We start from the raw sequence: 17,283 nt of genomic DNA, 5'->3' as shown, positions 1-17,283 counted from the left end.
CACGTCGGGGCCGGGTGGGGCGAACCGTGTCGGCCCGGCGGGACCGTCCGCTGTGTCTCGTCCGCCCCGTCGGCGGTCGTGCGCCCTCATCGCGTCCTCTCCAGACCGGCCACGGAGGCCGCCGGGGCGCCGTCGACCGGCCGCACCGCGGCACGGGCGAAGCTCCACGGGGCCCGGAAGCAGGACGCGCCGCCGACCGTGTCGAAGGCCCCCGCGAACTCCGGTGCGGCGGCCATCTCCGCCAGGTCCCCGACCGGAGCGGGACCGCCCCGCTCCCCGGGCGCGGTGCCGCGTCCGGCGCGGCGCAGCAGCCGGGCCGCGTCCGACAGCGCGGTCCGGGCCCGTATCCCGGTACCGGTGCGGGCGCGGGCCAGCAGCGCGGCCACCGCCCCCTCGGCCGCGATGGTCCCGCCGAGCACGTCGGTCAGGGTCAGCAGGGACGGTGAGGGCTCCTCCCCGGGGCCGGCGAGGAGATCGGCCACCCCGCCGTGTGCCTGGACCAGGTAGTCGGTGGCCAGCGCACCGGGTTCGGGGGGTTCCCCGCCCCACCCGTCGGCGTGCACGTGGACCAGGGCCGGGGCACGGTCGGCGAGGTCGTCGGGGCCCAGGCCGAACCTCTCGGCGCGACCGGGCGGCCAGTTGTACAGCAAGGCGTCGGCCGTGGCCGCCAGGTCCTGTGCGGTCCTGCGCCCGGAGGCGGTCCTGAGGTCGGCCTCGACCACGTCCTTGCCCCGGTTCAGGGCGAGGAACCGGGCGGAGCAGTCCCCCGCCATCGGCGGCACCCCGCGCATCGGGTCGCCGCCCGGCGGCTCGACGCGCACCACCTCGGCGCCGAGCATGGCGAGCAGCAGGCCGGCGAGCGGGCCCTGGATCCGGTTGGTGGCCTCCACCACCCGCAGGCCCGACAGGGGTGCGGTGGCGTCGGCGCAGGGCCCCGCCGGCGGGAGAGCCGGGCCACCGGTGCCGCGCAACCGCCACTCCGACGCCGGATCGGGTTCCCGGGCGGCCTCGGCGGTACGGACCGGGGAGATGCTCGTCCCCGTCCGGAGCGCCGCCGCGCGCACCCGGTCGAAGTCCACGGCGGCGACCGCGGCGGGCAGCTCCGGCGGCAGCGGACACACCGCGGTGGCGAAGCGGCCCTGGAAGTGCGGCCATCCGGCGGCGACCGCGTCCGGGGCGGCCCCCAGGTCGGTCCAGAACCGCAGCCAGACCTCGGCGTCCAGGGTCTCGATCTCGAAGCGCGTCCCGTCGGCGGAGCGAAACGGCGGAACGGGCGCTTCGCCGGATCCCCTCCGACCGCTCGGCGACGCGGCGCCGGACGCCGACGCCTCCCCGCCGGCGGGCTGAGCGGATCCGGCGCCGGGCGCGGTGACCGCGGCGACGTGGGGGCCCGCGGCGAGCAGGGCGGCCTGGGCCACCGAGACCGACGCGGACAGGGCCGGTCCGCCGCGCGCCAGGGCCAGCGCGGAGGCCGCCACCGCCTGTGCGGCCAGCATCCCCGCGCACACCGACGCGTAATCCATACCGAGGAACCGGGGTTGCCCGCGTGCCCTGCCGTGCAGGTGGGCGAGCCCGCAGGCGGCCTGGACGTCGCGCTCCCCCGCCAGGGGCGCCGCGACCGGACCGGACCAGTCGATCGCGCAGCCGACCGGTGCCGGCGGCCTCGCGTGGGCACCCTCTCCGCCGTGGGCGCCGACCAGGCCGATCCATCCGGCCGGGGCGCCCGGGGGCGGCTCCCCGGCCACCCGGGAGACGGCGCATCCCAGCGCCTCCAGGCGCAGCGCCGCCACCCCCAGCGCGGCCGAGTCCCCGACCGCGCGGGCGGTGGCTCCGGCCAGCGGGAACACGGCCGCCGCGTCCGCCGACCGCGGCGTCATGTCCACTTTCCCGTTCCGCAGGTGTCGGGGCGCAGGCCCAGGCGGTCGCGCAGTACGGTCCGGCGGACCTTGCCGGTGCCGGTGCGCGGAAGCTCGTCCCAGGTCCTCACCACGGGGTCGGCGAGTTCGGGCAGGTCGGCGACGGCCTCGCGCCACGCGTCGGTGTCGAGCCGGCCGTCGCCGGTGACCACCACGGGCACCGGAGGACCGTCCGGGACGCTCAGTACGACGCACTCCAACACCTCGGGCAGGCGGTCGTCCACGACGTCCTCCACCTCCAGGCAGCCGCCCTCGCGCAGGGCGTCGACCTCGCGGTCCACCAGCCTCACCCCGCCGGTGCGGGTGATGACCCCGATGTCGCCGGTGTTCCACCACTCGCCCACCAGTTTGGACCGCCACCGGCCCTCCTCGCCGACGTAGCCCAGGCACAGGGCCCCGGTACGGCAGAACAGCAGGCCGGGAACGCCCGTCGGGACGGGACGCATGGTGTGCGGGTCCACCGCGCGCAGCCGGGTGCGGGTGGGCACCGGGTGACCCAGGTCGCGGGTGGTCGGATGGCGTTCCCGCTCCCGGGCCAGCGCCCGCCGGGTGAGGAAACGGAAGGTCAGCGGCCCGGTCTCGCTCTGGCCCCAGCCCTGCATCCACACCGGGTGTCCGTGCCCGGTGGCGCCGAGGAAGGTGCGCACGGTCGGCGGGTGCATGGCGTCGAAGGTGCTGACGTAGAGCCGTACCCGGTCGAACGGGTGGTCCCCCCGCTCCGCCCGGTGCTGCCAGCGCACGAAGGTGGCGGGATGGGCCTCCAGGGTGGTGGGGCGGTGCCGGTGCAGCAGCGGGCCGGCCTCGTCCCAGTCGTCGCTGGTGAGGGCCGACAGCGCGGCCGGGGACAGCCACAGCACGCTCGCGGTCCAGGCGAGCGCGCGGCCGTGCGCGAAGGAGAACGCCCCGGTCACCGTGTCGTCGGGCCGGCTGCCCAACAGGGGCCAGCGGTGCGACTCGAATCCGGCCAGGCGGCGCATGATCGTGCGGGTGGAGTGCGTGACCAGTTTCGGCACACCGGTGGTGCCGGAGGTGTGCATGATGGACAGGGGCGCGTCCAGGTGCGGCCTGCGGGGCGGCGGTGCGTCGATGCCGCGTACCTCGTCCAGGCACAGGACGTGCCCGGCCGGGCCCCCGAGCCCGGCCGGACCGTCGACGACCAGGGTGCGGGCGGCGTGGACGGCGGGGTCGGCCCCCGCGTCCCGGGCCGCCGCCAGCAGCGCCGTGTCGGTGACCAGCAGCGCCGGCTCCAGCCGTTTGAGCAGGATCTCCAGCGTCCCCGGCTCCAGGTGCGCCGACAGCGAGGCGGGCACCGCGCCCAGCCGGGCCACGGCACAGCTCAGCAGCACGTAGTCCCAGTGGTTGCGTTTGGCGATCGCGACGCGGTCGCCGGGCCGGACACCGGCCGCGGCGAACCAGCCCGCGGCCTCGCGCACCAGTCCGGCCACTCCGGACACGTCCAGTTCGGTGCCCAGGTGGGGGGCGATGTCCAGGGGCCTGCCCAGGTGCACGGCGGTGGTGGCGCCGCGCCCGGCCAGGTCGTCGAAGAGGGTGCCCAGGTGGATGGGCTTGGTGAACAGCGTCATCGGACTTCCCTGGGGATCGGTACGGGGGTCGCGGCCGTGGAGTCGAGGAAGGCGAGGACCCGCCCGGCGGCCGTCGCGGCGGAGGAGACCGCTCCCTCGCTGCACGGGCGCAGCGCGATCCAGTCCCCGGCGTAGTCCACGGCCGAGGGCGGGCGGGCGACGAAGGCGGCGCGTGCCCCCAGCGCGCGCGGGCCCGCCGCGGGCAGCCCGTGGCGGAAGCGGTGTACACGGACCGAGTCGACGTGGTCCGCCAGCCCGGGTACGAGGCGCTCGGCGCGCGCCGTGAGCCGCGCGGCGACCTCCTCGTCGGGGGCGTCGAGGAGTTCGGAGGCTCCCCGTGGCGAGGCGACCAGCGAGACCAGGCCCCGGCCCTTCGGTACCCGTCCGGGGTGCTTGTTGTGGTCGGCGGTGACCACGTTGAGCAGGGGGTCCTCCGCGGCGGGCACCAGGGTGGCGAATCCGCCGCGCACCCCGACCGGTGCCATGGGACGGTCCAGCACCAGGGAGACCCGGAGCATGGGCGCGTACTCGCACGCGTCGAGGTAGGCGCGCTCGGCCCGGGACCCGCCCGGGTACAGCCGCGCCGCGACCGGGGCGGGTACCGCCAGCACGGCCGCGCGGGCGGTGACCGGTCCCGCCGGGGAGTCCAGCCTGACCCCGCCGGGTCCCGCCGCCACGCCGGTCACCGGGTGGCCCGTGGCGACGTCGAGCCGGTCGGCCAGGGTCCGCGCGAGGGTGTCCATGCCGTCGCGGTAGGTACACCACCGGGCCGTGCTGCCGGCGGAGGCCAGGTGCGCGGCGAAGGGGGCGGCGGCCGTCCGCTCCGGGTCCCAGCCGAAGAACCCCGCGGCCAGCGGGCCGATCAGCCGCTCGCGCAGCTCCGGATGGTAGGGGCGCAGCAGGTCGGCGAGGGTGCGCGCGCCCAGCGGGGAGCGCTCGGGGTGTTCGGGGTCCGGCGCGGCGCCCGCGAGCCGGACCTGCAGGCGCAGCAGGTCGACCCGTGCGCGCGGGGACAGTCCGGCCCCGGTGAGCAGCCCCAGCGGGCGGCCCGTGTGCGGCCGGGCGCGGCCGCCGCGCCACGACGCCAGGGCGCCGCGGACCCGGGTCACCGCGCCCCGGTCGGTGTCCAGGCCCAGGGCTCGGATCAGCCGCCAGGTGGCCGGGTAGGCGGAGGCCGGCGGCAGCATCTCCGCGCCGGTGTCGATCAGGAAGCCGTGTTCGCGCAGGGTGCGCATCCGGCCGCCTACCGCGTCGGCGGCCTCCAGGACCCGTACCGAGCGTCCCGCCCGGGCCAGGGTGTGGGCCGTGGCCAGTCCGGCGGGGCCGGCGCCGACCACGGCGACGTCGGTCGTCTCACTCATGCGGCGCCTCCCACGAGTGCCGGGGCGAGCAGGTTCGCGGCGATCAGCAGGACCACGGTGACCCGGTGGGTGTGGATGGCCATGCGCCGGGCGCGCAGGATGTCGCCGTACACGAAGCCGATCACCAGCTGGGTCACCCGCAGCACGAAGACGGGGACGAGCACGACGGGGAACCACCACGGGGCGATCCCGGCCAGGGTCGATGCGGAGATGAGCAGGCTCTCCGCCACGGTCGCCGCGATGATGAAGGCGGTGTTGAGGTGCCGGGGCACCAGCGCGGCGACGGTGATCCGCCCCGCGGCGCGGTCGCCGTCGGCGTCGTTGGTGTTGGAGTACAGGCCGAACAGCATCGGGCCGAAGCCGAAGAGCAGCGCCTGGACCACGACGAAGCCGTTGAGCCCGCCGGTGAGCAGCCCGTAGGGCACCAGCACCCAGCCCACGCCCAGGCCGATGAGGAAGACCTCCTGGAATCCCCGGTAGCTGATCCTGAGTCCCCAGGAGTACTGGACCGAGGCGAGGACGCACAGGGCGGCCAGCGCGACCGCCCACGCGGGCCGGTGCGGGGCGGCCAGGGCGACGAGGGTCCACAGCACGGCGCTCACCCCGGTCGCCGCCCAGGCGAAGCGCAGGGCCTGCGGTTCGGTGAGCGTCCCGGCGACGAGGGGTTTGCGGGCCAGCCTGCGGCGGGCCGCGTCCGATCCGTAGTTGGCCGCGTCGCTGCCGTCCCGGTATCCGGTGACGTCGTCGAAGGCGACCATCGCGGCCACCACGGCCACCTCGGCGAGCAGGATGAGCAGGAGCAGGCCCAGCGTGCCCGGCTGCCAGCGCAGCGCCGGCGCCAGCATGGCCAGCACCAGCGGCAGGCCGATGTAGTAGTCGACGATGTCGAGTTTGGCCAGGCGCGCGTAGGCGGACAGGGTGGCGCGCGCGGACGCGGGCGGAGGCGCCTGCGCGGACGCGGGCACGGCGGTCGGTTCGGTGGCGGTCGACCGGGTGGTGTGGTCGGTCATCGGGGCGTCCTCCTCGTCCGGTGGGCGAACGCGCACACCGTGTCGGCGACGTGTTCCACCCGGGCGTCGCTCAGGTGCGGGTAGAGCGGCAGGGAGAGGTTGCGCCGGGCCGCCGACTCCGCGTTCGGCCAGCGTCCGCCGGGTGGTGCGTACGGGGCGAAGGCGGGCTGTTCGGGCAGTGTGCGCGGGTAGTACACGTGGGTGTGGACTCCGTGTGCGGCCAGGTGCGCGCGCAACTCGTCGCGCCGCTCGGCCAGGAGCGTGTAGACGTAGTGGCAGCGCCCGTCCCCGCCCACGGGCGGCGCCGTGATCCCGGCGTCGGCCAGTGGCGCGAACCGGGTGGAGTAGTACGCCGAGATCTCGGCCCGGCGCGCCAGTCGGTCCTCCAACCCCTCCAGCCGGTGCAGCTGGAAGGCGGCCATGACCTCGTCGAAACGGCTGTTGTGGCCGATGCGGTGGTGGAGGAAGCGGTGCTCGCCGTCCTGGCCGTGGTTGCGCAGCATCCGCGTCCGCGTGGCGAGTTCGGCGTCGCCGGTGACCACCACGCCGCCCTCACCGGGCATGCCGAAGGTCTTGACCTGCACGAACGAGTAGACGCCCGCGTCGCCCCACAGCCCCGCGGGGCGGCCCTGGAGCGTCCCGCCCTGGGCCAGGGCGGAGTCCTCGACCAGGCGCAGCCCGTACTGGCGGGTCAGTTCCCGGTACCGGGGCATGTCCGCCATCACCGAGAACACGTGCGCGGGCATGAGCGCCCGGGTACGCCCGGTGACGGCCGCCTCCGCCGCGGCCGGGTCCATGGTCAGCGCGACCGGGTCGATGTCGGCGAAGACCGGCTGCGCGCCGCAGCCGATGACGGTGCTCGCCAGCGGCGCGCAGCCGAAGGCCGGTACCACCACCTGGTCGCCGGGTCCCACGTCCATGGCGGCCAGGACCAGGGTGAGCGCCGAGGTCCCGCTGGAGCAGGCGACGACGTCGGCCGCGGCCAGCCGGTCACGCAGCGCGTGCTCGAACCGGGCGGTGTGCTCGCCGAGGATGAACTTCTGCGCGGCACCCGTCCCGATCTCGTGGACGGTCTCCAGCAGCACGTCGCGGTCGTCCTCGAACAGGTCGGGGGCGAAGAAGGGGATGTCCCGGGTGGTCGTCGTGCTCACGCGCGCCTCCCGGCGTAGAAGTCCTCGATCTCGTCGCAGACGCGGTCCACCTGCGCGTCGGTCAGGTCGGGGTGGAGCGGGAGCGCGACCGCCGCCTCGCACGCGGCCTCGGCGCGCGGGAAGTCGCCCGGGACGTGTCCCAGGTGCGCGAAGCACGGTTGCAGGTGCAGTGGGACCGGGTAGTAGGTCTCGGTCCCGATGCCGGCCGCGGCCAGGTGGTCCACCAGGCCGTCGCGCTCCTCGGCCTCGACGAGGTGGACGTAGACGACCCGTCCGCCGCCCGGGTGCGGCGCGGTGTCGCCGGGCACGGCGCGTATCCCCGAAACGCCGCGCAGGCGGGAGTCGTAGCGCGCGGACAGCTCCGCGCGTCGGGCGATACCGGCGTCGAGCCGGGTGAGCTTGGCCAGCAGCACGGCGGCCTGGATGTCGTCCATCTTGCTGTTGCAGCCCGGGACGACCGTGGGGTTGGCGATGCCGGGGAAGTCGTCCAGGGTCCGCCCGGAGCGACCGTGGTGGCGCAGTGCCCGCGCGGTCTCGGCCAGGAGCGCGTCGTCGGTGAGCAGGGCGCCCGCGTCACCGATCGCGCCGAGTGTCTTGGCGGGGAAGAACGACAGCACGCCTCCGGCGCCGAGCAGTCCGGCGTGCACACCTCGCAGCCGCATGCCGATCGCCTCGGCGCTGTCCTCCAGCACGGTCAGTCCGCGCCTTCGGGCGACCTCCTGCACGCCCTCCATGTCGGCCAACCGGTCGAACAGGTGCACCGGCATGACCATCCGGGTGCGGGGTGTGGCCACAGCGTCCACCGAACGCGGGTCGATCCCGTATCCCCGCTCCTCGATGTCGGCGAAGACCGGGACGCCTCCGGCGAGCACCACGGCGCTGGCCGTGGCGACGAAGGTGTAGGCGGGGACGATCACCTCCTCGCCGGGACGCAGCCCGGCGGCGCGCAACAGCAACACCAGTGCGTCGGTCCCGGAATTGACGCCGACCACGTGTCGTGCGCCGGTCCAGCGGGCCAGAGCGCGTTCGAATTCGGCGACCATCGCACCGTGCGAGAACTTCCCCCGGTCCATGACGCGCAGACAGTTATCGCGGATATCGGGCCACAGTTCCCGGAAGGTGTCGGACTGGTCGAAGAAGGGGACGGGAAAACGTGTTCTCCCCGTGGTCGGCGCCTCGGGGGGCGAAAGCGTTCTCTTCACTTTTCCGTTTCCGTACCGAGGAGGGGGCGAGGGACCGGGGCCCGGTCGCGGCGGGGGGTCGCCGCGACCGGGGACGGGGTCAGCCGCCGAGGAGGGGGATGTCGTTCTTGCCGAGGTGGTAGTCGCGGACCGCGGCGACCAGCTCGGCGGTGGACAGACGGCCGCTGCCGTCGGTGTCCAGCTCGGAGAAGGCCCGGGTGGCCTCGGCGCCGCCCAGGCCGATGGCGTCGAACCACTTCTCCATCTCGCTCGGGCTGATCTCACCGCTGCCGTCGACGTCCAGCACGTCGACGATCGCCTGGATGGTCGGCTGGACGATCTCGGCGAAGCCGGCGTCGCCCCTGCCGATGATCTTCTGCTCGGCGACCCTGACGAACTGGTCCTTGGTCATCCGCTGGCTGCCCGCGGCCGCGGCCAACTGGTCGAACATGCCCAGGTACGCCTCCCTGAGCGCGTTGCCCTTGGCGGTGCCCTCGGCCCCCAGGCGCGAGATGATGCCGTTCGCCTCGTTCTCGAAGTCGGAGCGCTCGATCGCCCCGTTGCCGTTGTTGTCCCAGAGGCGGAAGCGCTCCTCGAGGCGGCTGTTGGCCTTGGTTGCGGTCGTCATTGAATTTCCCTCACATTCAACATGGAAAAACAGACGTACGATGTCCCGTCGGAACACTGGAAAGGATCTTCGACCGAGCCCAGCCGAACTCCCTCCACTTCCAAAGATTACCGCCGGACCACCTCTCACGAAAGGGGGATCAGAACAATAAGATCGAATAATTGATAATTTATATCGGACATTTATGAGCAAATACCGGATTCCTCTGGAACCGGTTCGGCGGACGTTGTTCCCGTCGCGGCGTCCGGGACGCCCTGGCGGAACACCAGCGCCTCCCCCGCGGCCAGTCCCAGGTCCCGTCCGGTCGGCACCGGGTCGGCGTGGACCAGCACGTTGTAGTGGTTGGGCATGTGGCAGCCGTCGAAGCCGAGCACCACCCCCACCCGGCGGGAGCCGATCCACACCTCGTCGCCGCGGTCGACCACTCCCGCGGCGGTGATCTCGGCGAACCCGAGGAAGCCGACCCTGTCGATCCGGGCCCCCGCCGCCGTCTCGGTGTGGTCGGTGGCGACCAGCTCGTGCACCTCCCCCGCGCGCACGCACCGGCTCGCGTGGGGGACGAGCCGCATGCCCCGCTCGTCCCTGCGGTGCACCAGGACCTTCACCAGCGTCGCGGTGACCTCGCGTTTGGGACCGTCCTCGTACGGGTTCACCTGGCTCCCTCCTGTGTTCGCCTCTCCTCGACGGCCGCCAGCCGGTAGGCGTCGCCGACCAGCTTCAGCGCGGACGGCCCGCCCGGATCCTCGACCAGGCCCTCGCGCACCCGCCACTCGAACTCGGTGAGCACCCCGACGTACTCGTGCCACAGGGATCCCTTGAAACCGGGATGGCCGGCCAGCATGTCCGTCCTCAGGTCCGTGCCGTCGTCGGTGCGCACCTCGACGTCCTTGCGCTCGCCGGGATGCGACCAGTCGAGCAGCACCCTGGCGCGGGCTCCTCCCGCCCACGGCCCGTCTCCGACGGTCGGCCCGCGGCCGCGGCCCCCTCCCCGTCGCCCGTCACCCGTCACCGGCGGGCGGCCTCCGGCCCGGGCCCCCCGTGCGCGCAGTTCGACCTCGGCCCGCCGGTCGGTGCCCGCGGCGTCCCGGTCCACACGCGCCGCCACCACATCGACCGGGCCGAGCAGCGACTCGACCAGGTCGAACGCGTTGGGTCCGTTGTCGGCGACGCATCCGCCTCCGCACCGGTCCGGGTCCAGGTACCAGGTGTCGGTCCCGGCGTGCTCCTCGATCCGTTCCAGGTAGCGCACGGTCACCTCCACCACGCGCCGGCCGACCAGGTCCTCACGCAGCCGCGCGACCCCGGAGTTGTACCGGCGGTGGAAGGCGGTGAACAGCGGGGTGCCCCGCTGGCGGGCGAGCTCGGTGAGCGGCTCCGCCTGGGCGGAGTCCAGGGCGAGCGGCTTCTCCACGCACACGGCCGCGCCCCACCCGAGGGCGTCGGCGCAGATCCGGGCGTGCGCGTCGTTGGGCGCGGTGACCACCACCGCGTCCGGGGCGGCCTCGTCCAGCATCCGCGCGTGGTCGGTGTAACCCGGCACGCCGGCCGGGCGCGCGGCCAGCACGGCCGGGTTCCGGTCGCACACCGCAACCAGTTCCAGTCCGGGCACGGTGCGCAGCGCGGCGAGGTAGAAGCGGGAGATCACACCGAGACCGACCAGTCCGACCCGTAGCGGCGGCCTCATCGCGGGGCTCCCTGGACGGGCGGGACCCGCAGCCCGGTCCGCTCCGCCAGCTCGGCCAGCTCCGCGTACAGCGGAGCCTCCAGCGGCACGCCCCCGCGGCGCCGCTCCCCCGCCCGGTGGTACTCGTGCCAGCCGGGATAGCGCACCGGCTCGGCCCGGTCGGTCGGCGGGCACGCCAACAGCGCGCCGAACAGCTCCTCCGCGTCCTCCCCGGCCCCCTCCCGCAGGGCGTCGGGCGCGACGGCGGCGACGAGGAAGCCGATGTCGTCGTCGCGGCCGCTCGGTCCGCCGTCACCCGTGAGGGCGTCGGGGTGCGGTCCCAGCCCGGCGCCGGGCACCAGCGCGGCCAGCACCTCCACCATGAGTCCCAGGCCGAACCCCTTGTACCGGCCCTCCCGGCCGCCCAGCCACATCAGGTGCGCCCGCCCCGCGTCGAAGGCGTCCGGGTCGGTGACGGGCGCGCCCAGGTCGTCGCACAGAAGCCCCTCGGGCAGGGTGTGCCCCTCCCGGGCCGCCTGGCGGATCCGGCCGGTGGGCGCGGCCGTGGTGCTCATGTCGAGCAGGAACGGGGGGTGCTGGCCGGCCGGGGCCGCGACGCTGAGCGGGTTGGTGCCCAGCATCGTCACAGCGCCGCCGGGCGGCCGGGCGATGCGCTGGCGTCCGCAGTTGCTGGCCACCAGGCCCACCATGCCGTGTTCGACCGCGCGCAGGGCGTGGTAGCCGGCGCATCCCAGGTGGGTGGCGCCGCGTACGGACACCAGGCCGACGCCGTGGCGCCCGGCGCGCTCGACGGCCCGGTCCATGGCCTCGCTCGCCACCCACAGGCCCAGCGCGCGGCGCGCGTCCAGGAGTACGGCGGCGCCCAGGTCGGTGACGGTACGCGGCTCGGCGGCGGGGTCGGCCCTGCCCTCGTCGAGCAGTGGCAGGTAGAGCCGGGTCAGGTTGGCCAGGCCGTGCGAACGCGGTCCGGCGAGGTCGCCGTGGCACAGCGCGCGCGCCGCCTCGGCCGCCCGGTCCGGCGCGAGGCCGCGGTGGGCGAACACCCCGGCGGCGAAGGCGGTCAGGTCGTCGTGGCCCACCCGCACGGCACCCTGGTCCGGCGGGGCCTGCGGCGGGATGTGGGAGGTGGTGCTCACGGTCGTCCGTTCGTCTGGGCGGTGAAGGCGGTCAGGAGGCGGGCCACCGCGTCGGCGAACCCGTCGAGTTCGGCGGCGTCGGCGAACTCGCCGTCGGCGTGCGCGTTGTTGGCGGCCAGGTCGCCGGGGCCCAGCACCGCGGTGTACGCCCCGGCGACTCCGGACATCCAGATGGCGTCGCAGGTGAAGGCCGGTTCGTCGGAGGGCCACGGGTCGATCCCGGCCCGGCCCATCAGGTCCCGCCCCCAGGGGTCGCGGTCGTCCAGCACGGGCAGGCCGCGCTTGCGCCACTCCAGGCGGGTCAGGGCGCGCGCGTCCGCGGCGGTCCGGTCGAACAGCGCGGTCCCGGTGAAGGCCTCCGCGAACGCGTCGAGGCCCTCGTCGAGCGCCTCGGTCAGCGCGGACTCCAGCACGCGTCCCGCGTCGGCCCGGGTGTAGGAGAGGTTGAGCAGCAGCGATCCGGTGCCGTAGACCCTGTTGTGCAGGGTGCCGGTGTGCAGGCCCGCCACGCACACGGCTCCCGTTCCGGCGTGCGCGTCGAGCGCGCGCCCCAGGTGTTGGGCCAGGAAGCCCAACAGCACGGCGGCGTTGTGTCCGGTGTGCGGGCGGTCGTCCACCGCGTCGTCCCCGTGGACCGACACCCGGGCGGTCATCGCCGCCGTGCTGCGCGGGAGGAACCGCGTCCGGGTGGGCTCGCAGAACACGTTGAGCCGGCCGGTGTGGCCGCGCTCGACCAGCGGGCGGGTGCCCAGCACCCCCATGGCGCCGCCCTCCTCCCCGGCCACGGCCTGGACGACCACCGCGACGTCGCGGCCCAGGGCGGGGCACCGGTCGCGCGCGGCGCGCACCCCGGCCAGCAGCGCCACCGCCGGGCCCTTGGCGTCGATGGCTCCGCGCCCGTGGAAGCGCTCGCCGTCGAAGCCGACCGGCAGGTCGCCGGCGACCGTGTCCAGGTGCACGTTGAACATCACGGTGCGTTCCGCGGGCAGTTCGGGTCCCAGTCGCAGCACCAGGCTGGGCTGGCATTCGAGGAAGGCGGGGTCGGCCAGGGCCTCGCGCACGGGAGCCGGGACGTCGGGCCGGTCCATGTCGGCGGGATCGGCCGGTGCGTGGCGTACCACGCGAAAGCCGGTCCCGGCCGCGGCGCGGGCGTAGGCGTTCTGGGCCTCGCGCAGGCGCGGCCGCGGCCCGGCCGGCCCGGTCTCCAGCGGCCCCGCGGTGGGCAGCTCCATCAGCCGCAGCAGCAGGGCGTGGTCATCGGGTGTGAGGGTCGCGCTCACCTGGCCCCCTCCGCGCGGCGGGGTGCGGGCACAGCGCACCACTGCTCGGCCACGAGCCGTTCCAGCTCGCGCCCGTAGGCGACGAAGGCGGCACGGTCGCCGCGTCCGGGGTCGGCTCCCGAGGCCCGCAGGTGCGGGCGCAGGTGCAGGTGGGGTTCGATGGACAGCGCTCCGGTGTAGCCGTGTTCGGCCAGCAGCCCCAGGCACGCTGCGACCCCGGCCTCTCCGGTGCCGGGGAGCACGTAGCCGACCTCGCCGCCGGGCCCGGTCACCGCGTCCTTGACGTGGACGTGCGCCACGTGCCCGACGAGGGCGCGCAGCATCTCGGGGGCGCGGTATCCGTGGGCGACTCCGTTGCCGGTGTCGAACAGCAGCCGCAGCGACGGGCTGTCCACCTCGGACAGCAGCTCCAGCGCCCGCTCCGCGCTCTCGCCCGCCCAGCCCGCGCAGTTCTCGTGCACCAGTACCAGGCCGGCGTCCTCGGCCCTTCGGACCAGCTCGCGCAGGCGCGCGCGGACCCGGCGTCCCCACGCGGGCTCGGCCAGCCCTCCCGAGGGGTAGGACATGATCCTGACCAAACGGGTGCCCAGCACCGCGCAGCGCCTCGCCAGGACCTCCAGCTCGGTCAGGTCGAGGGACGGGTCTCCCGTGGCGGGCCGGGACCAGTCCCCGATGCGCGAGGCGACGGCGACCACGTCGGTTCCGGCCTCCCGGATCCCGCGCGCGGCGCGGTCGAAGGCCCGCTCGTCCAGCTCGGCGATCGGGACCGCGTCGACGGTGCGCAGTTCCAGGCGGTTCCAGCCGAGCTCGGCCAGGGCCGCGAGCTGACCGTCGAGGCCGGGCGCGGCCTCGTCTCCGATCCCCGCGGGTACCGGGCGGGGCGGTTCATGCGCCGACGACACTGCCCACCCCCTGTCCCCGGGTACCGGACGCGCACAGGTTCTTGGCCTCGGTGAGCAGCCGGACCGCCTCGATCTGGGCCGAGAGTGCTCCGGGGGCGCGGTGGGACCGGGCGTAGCGGGTGTAGGCGGCTCGGATGAAGGCGGGGAACGCGTCGTCGTCGAAGACCGAGCGGATGGGCTCCCACCCCTGTGCGTCCACCCGCAGCTGGGCCGTGTGGTCGGCCGCGCTGCACGGGTAGTGGCCGGTGAGCAGGGCCCTGTCGAACTCCAGCACGATGCGGCGCTCGCGCACGGGGGAGGTCAGGTCCGAGTCGATCCGGCTGAGCACCCCGGAGTGGTGCCTCAGGCCGAGCCGGGCGCGGCCCAGCCTGGGCAGCCGCGTCCGGTCGGTCACCATGTCCTCCAGGGAGGCCGAGGCGATGTCCGCTCCCCCGGCGAGGGTGATCACCACGGCCAGCGCGTGGGGCACCTCCACGTCGAAGGCGGTGGGGTGGCCCGGTGCCTCGGCGGTGCGGGTGAAACGGGGTTTGTTCTGCAGCACCGTGATGGCGCGCAGGTCCCCGAAGGCCTTCCCCCGCAGGACCGCGAGCAGCCGCCGGGTGAGCGCGCTGTCCAGCCACTGGGTGGTGACGGTGATGTCCAGCCCCCAGCGCCGCCGGAGCCGGGCGACGGAGGCCAGTCCCACCAGGTCCAGGGCCAGCGGCTTCTCCACGATGATCCTGCGGTAGCCGAGCTCCGCCAGGTGCTCCAGCAGGCCGGAGCGCAGGTGCGGCGGTGTGCACAGGTGGACCACGGTGCTCAGCGGCGGCGCGTGGTGCACCGCCTCCTCCGGGGATTCGACCATGAGCACCCCCTCGGCCGACGCCCGGAACGGGTCGAACCCCACCACCGGGCCCGGGGCGAACAGGGTGGGTTCCCTGGCCCGCGCCTTGGCGAGCGATGGCAGGTGCAGCCCTTCTCCCGACCTGCCGAGGCCGACGACGAAGGTGTGCAGCATAACGGACGAGCACCTTTCCGTTTCCTTGTCCTCGCGATACGCGGGACACCACCGCTGATTTTCCGCCCGCCTCCGGCCACCGCGCCGAAAGCGCCGGACGCCCGGAGGAACCTCCCCGTGCGAAGAATCCGGGAACGGTCGCGTCCTCACCCGTGCAAATGCGCGGTGGAGGGGAATCGCCGCGGCGGTCTCCGCCGGCCGGACGGTCCCGCGGGTGCTGTTCGCCCGCCGCGGGACCGGGTCGGTCAGGACACCGAGAAGCTGAACATCCCGCTGGGCGGAGCGTGCCAGCCGTGGTCCGGAGCCACCACGAAGCCGGGGCTCAGGCAGGTGGGGCCGGCGTGCATGCTCACGTCGGAGTCGGTGAGGTTGACCAGCACGTGCGCGGTGACCGGGAGCTGGTGGCAGGACCCCGACGGGGGGTCCGTGTAGCGCTCCAGCGCCTCGAACTCGGTGGTGAACACCACGACCTCTCCCGTGGCGGCGTATGCCGGAACAGCTCCCAGAACGGTTCCGCCCACCGCGAAGGCGAACACCGCGGCGACGGATACCAGAACCCTCATTCCTGCCTCCTTTTGCCCTTCGAACGTTTCCAGGAAAAACACGGACCGCACGCATCACCGGTGCGGCGGGGCGTCCCGGACCATCCTCCCTCCTCCCCCGCAGAAAAGACCAGACCCACAACAAAGCGGCAGTGGATTTCGGACCGCCACTAAAATTCACAAAACAGAATAAATCCCAGAGCAAGGCAAATCGTGAAAACACGATTTTTGCAGAGAATCATGGTCATCTTCGCCTGTAGGGCCTGGTATCGCCTGGAAGATGCCTGTTTCCGGGACAGCGGAGTCCTGGATATGTGGGGCCACGGGTGCTGCCACTACCTACTGTTACAGGTGGTGTCACAAATGCCGTACACCAGTTCTCGTTGGGCGCCGTGTTGTTCGGGCCTGGTCCTGTGGTGCGGTACCCGCCGTGCGCCCTCGCGGTGAGAAAAGACGCTCATTCCTGCATGCACAAAAAAGCCCGTCCCCCCGAGGGAGGGACGGGCACGGTCGCGCCGGTCAGACCTTGCGCCACTTCGGGACCCAGGCGCCGTCCTGCACCTCGTAGTCGCCGAAGAGCGCCGGGGCCTCCTCCCGGAGCGCCTCGCCGATGAGGTGGAACAGCAGTCGGATCTCCTCCTCGGCGCCGGGAGCGGTGCGCGCCTCCAGGGTGTGGCGCAGGGTGCGCACGTTGGCGGTCCACACCAGGCCGGTCGCCACGCCCTCGGGAGCGAAGCGGCGCATGAAGGAGGTCTTGTGCTTCTTCTCGGCGAACTTCACGCCCTCGTCGTCCAGGCCGAAGTGGTCGGCCATCCAGAGCTGGAACTCCTCCATCTGCTGGAGCATCGCGGTGGCGCGCTCCATCAGCTCCGGGTCCTCCTCGGCCCAGTCGGGGAACCAGAACGGCAGGTCGCTCAGGCGCACGAAGCGCAGGGACTCCTGGGAGACGGCCACACCCGGGCGGTGCCGGATGAGCTCGTGGGTCAGTACACGGGACACGTTGTGCAGGACGAAGCTGAAGCTGATGTGCTCCAGGACCGAGCCGTGCAGGCTGGCCAGGAGGTTGCCGAGGTAGGCGTCCTGGTCCTTGCGCACCCGGGTGACGTTGGGGTTCAGGCCCGGCTCCCAGGAGCGGTAGCACAGGCGCCCGGCGAACTCGGCGAGGTTCTGCGGGTCGTTGAGGTGGGCGTCGAGCTCACCGCGGTCGAACCTCTCCAGCCACGCCTCTCCACCGACCTCCTTGAGGTAGTCGGTGACGGCGTCGTAGTCCACCTGCGGACGCGCCACCAGACGGACCTGCGGCTCGACCCTCTTCACAGCATGCCTCCCGTTCGTGATCCCCGCTCCCCGAACGCACGCCGAACAGCCGCGACCAGGGGTTCCGGGGCACGGGAGCGTGATGGGGGCGAGGGCTGACCAGCCTCACACGAGGGTACACGGGGCCGGGCCCGGTCGGCCTGGGGGCCGAACAGGAGCGGGCCGGGCCCCGCCGTTTCGGTCGGAGGCCCGGCCCGCGTTCGGTGCTGTCCGTCGTACCTTCCGCCTGTGGTGTCCGGGTGGAGGAGGGACCACAGGCTAGAAACCGTAGAAGTAACCAGGAGCGATGAAGAGTCCGACGACAATGGCGATGATGCCCCAGAGCATCTGCCCGCGCAGCACTCCGAGAACGCCGGCGACGATGAGGATGATTCCGAGGATCGTAAGCAAAATACCCATATACAACCACTGTCCCGTAACAGGTTGATCAAACTTTTTGGTTGGCTGTGTTTGTGGAAAAGAAGTCTCAACGCAGGTGAGAGGCCGTGTACGGGGTGCCGGAGTGGCCGCGGGCCCGAAGGGACCGGGGGCCCGCGCGTGAGGAGCGCCACGCGCGGACCCCGCCGGAGGGCGGGGTGGCGGGGGTGGTGCGGGC

General features: G+C 73.8%; 16 protein-coding genes. All 16 read right to left on the bottom strand.

From position 1 onward, the window contains the following. Window positions 1–86 precede the first annotated feature (86 nt). Entirely contained in the window at window positions 87–1,877 is a 1,791-nt protein-coding gene (locus NOSIN_RS06215; RefSeq protein ID WP_077693439.1) for a CoA transferase, read from the bottom strand. Then, a complete protein-coding gene (locus NOSIN_RS06210) occupies window positions 1,874–3,499 on the bottom strand; it encodes a class I adenylate-forming enzyme family protein (RefSeq protein WP_077689821.1) in 1,626 nt (541 codons plus the stop codon). The genes NOSIN_RS06215 and NOSIN_RS06210 overlap by 4 nt, the downstream gene beginning before the upstream one ends. Next, entirely contained in the window at window positions 3,496–4,860 is a 1,365-nt protein-coding gene (locus NOSIN_RS06205; RefSeq protein ID WP_077689820.1) for a protoporphyrinogen/coproporphyrinogen oxidase, read from the bottom strand. Before NOSIN_RS06205 ends, NOSIN_RS06210 begins: the two co-directional genes overlap by 4 nt. Further along, on the bottom strand, window positions 4,857–5,870 hold the full coding sequence (locus NOSIN_RS06200) for a UbiA family prenyltransferase (RefSeq protein WP_077689819.1): 1,014 nt from the start codon (window positions 5,868–5,870) through the stop codon (window positions 4,857–4,859). The genes NOSIN_RS06205 and NOSIN_RS06200 overlap by 4 nt, the downstream gene beginning before the upstream one ends. Continuing rightward, on the bottom strand, window positions 5,867–7,021 hold the full coding sequence (locus NOSIN_RS06195; protein WP_077689818.1) for a DegT/DnrJ/EryC1/StrS family aminotransferase: 1,155 nt from the start codon (window positions 7,019–7,021) through the stop codon (window positions 5,867–5,869). Before NOSIN_RS06195 ends, NOSIN_RS06200 begins: the two co-directional genes overlap by 4 nt. After that, entirely contained in the window at window positions 7,018–8,223 is a 1,206-nt protein-coding gene (locus tag NOSIN_RS06190) for a DegT/DnrJ/EryC1/StrS family aminotransferase (protein WP_077689817.1), read from the bottom strand. The genes NOSIN_RS06195 and NOSIN_RS06190 overlap by 4 nt, the downstream gene beginning before the upstream one ends. Window positions 8,224–8,302: 79 nt before the next feature. After that, window positions 8,303–8,830, bottom strand: coding sequence for an EF-hand domain-containing protein (locus NOSIN_RS06185; protein ID WP_077689816.1), 528 nt, complete (start codon window positions 8,828–8,830; stop codon window positions 8,303–8,305). A 182-nt stretch (window positions 8,831–9,012) separates the two neighbouring features. Further along, window positions 9,013–9,483: a DUF6917 domain-containing protein gene (locus tag NOSIN_RS06180; protein ID WP_077689815.1), complete on the bottom strand. Its 471-nt coding sequence runs from the start codon at window positions 9,481–9,483 to the stop codon at window positions 9,013–9,015. Beyond that, window positions 9,480–10,514 (bottom strand): Gfo/Idh/MocA family protein, encoded by a 1,035-nt coding sequence (locus NOSIN_RS06175; protein WP_077689814.1) that lies wholly within the window; start codon window positions 10,512–10,514, stop codon window positions 9,480–9,482. The genes NOSIN_RS06180 and NOSIN_RS06175 overlap by 4 nt, the downstream gene beginning before the upstream one ends. Beyond that, window positions 10,511–11,650, bottom strand: a complete 1,140-nt coding sequence (locus tag NOSIN_RS06170) for an Ldh family oxidoreductase (RefSeq protein WP_077689813.1) — start codon at window positions 11,648–11,650, stop codon at window positions 10,511–10,513. The genes NOSIN_RS06175 and NOSIN_RS06170 overlap by 4 nt, the downstream gene beginning before the upstream one ends. Continuing rightward, window positions 11,647–12,930 carry a M20/M25/M40 family metallo-hydrolase gene (locus NOSIN_RS06165; RefSeq protein WP_077693438.1) on the bottom strand — a complete coding sequence of 428 codons (1,284 nt, stop codon included), beginning with the start codon at window positions 12,928–12,930 and terminating at the stop codon, window positions 11,647–11,649. Before NOSIN_RS06165 ends, NOSIN_RS06170 begins: the two co-directional genes overlap by 4 nt. After that, a complete protein-coding gene (locus tag NOSIN_RS06160; RefSeq protein WP_077689812.1) occupies window positions 12,927–13,832 on the bottom strand; it encodes a sugar phosphate isomerase/epimerase family protein in 906 nt (301 codons plus the stop codon). Before NOSIN_RS06160 ends, NOSIN_RS06165 begins: the two co-directional genes overlap by 4 nt. Further along, window positions 13,816–14,829: a Gfo/Idh/MocA family oxidoreductase gene (locus NOSIN_RS06155; RefSeq protein ID WP_077689811.1), complete on the bottom strand. Its 1,014-nt coding sequence runs from the start codon at window positions 14,827–14,829 to the stop codon at window positions 13,816–13,818. The genes NOSIN_RS06160 and NOSIN_RS06155 overlap by 17 nt, the downstream gene beginning before the upstream one ends. A gap of 245 nt (window positions 14,830–15,074) precedes the next feature. Then, window positions 15,075–15,392 carry a hypothetical protein gene (locus tag NOSIN_RS06150; protein ID WP_077689810.1) on the bottom strand — a complete coding sequence of 106 codons (318 nt, stop codon included), beginning with the start codon at window positions 15,390–15,392 and terminating at the stop codon, window positions 15,075–15,077. A gap of 498 nt (window positions 15,393–15,890) precedes the next feature. Continuing rightward, complete coding sequence (gene thyX, locus NOSIN_RS06145) at window positions 15,891–16,688, bottom strand: FAD-dependent thymidylate synthase (RefSeq protein WP_077689809.1); 798 nt, start codon at window positions 16,686–16,688, stop codon at window positions 15,891–15,893. Between the two features lie 258 nt (window positions 16,689–16,946). After that, a complete protein-coding gene (locus NOSIN_RS27145) occupies window positions 16,947–17,087 on the bottom strand; it encodes a GPGG-motif small membrane protein (protein ID WP_170293681.1) in 141 nt (46 codons plus the stop codon). Window positions 17,088–17,283: the final 196 nt, after the last annotated feature.

The organism is Nocardiopsis sinuspersici, from assembly GCF_001998325.1.
GTDB lineage: Bacteria > Actinomycetota > Actinomycetes > Streptosporangiales > Streptosporangiaceae > Nocardiopsis > Nocardiopsis sinuspersici.
Note: the sequence above shows the minus strand (reverse complement) of the source record. Positions and strands in the feature narration are given on the sequence as shown.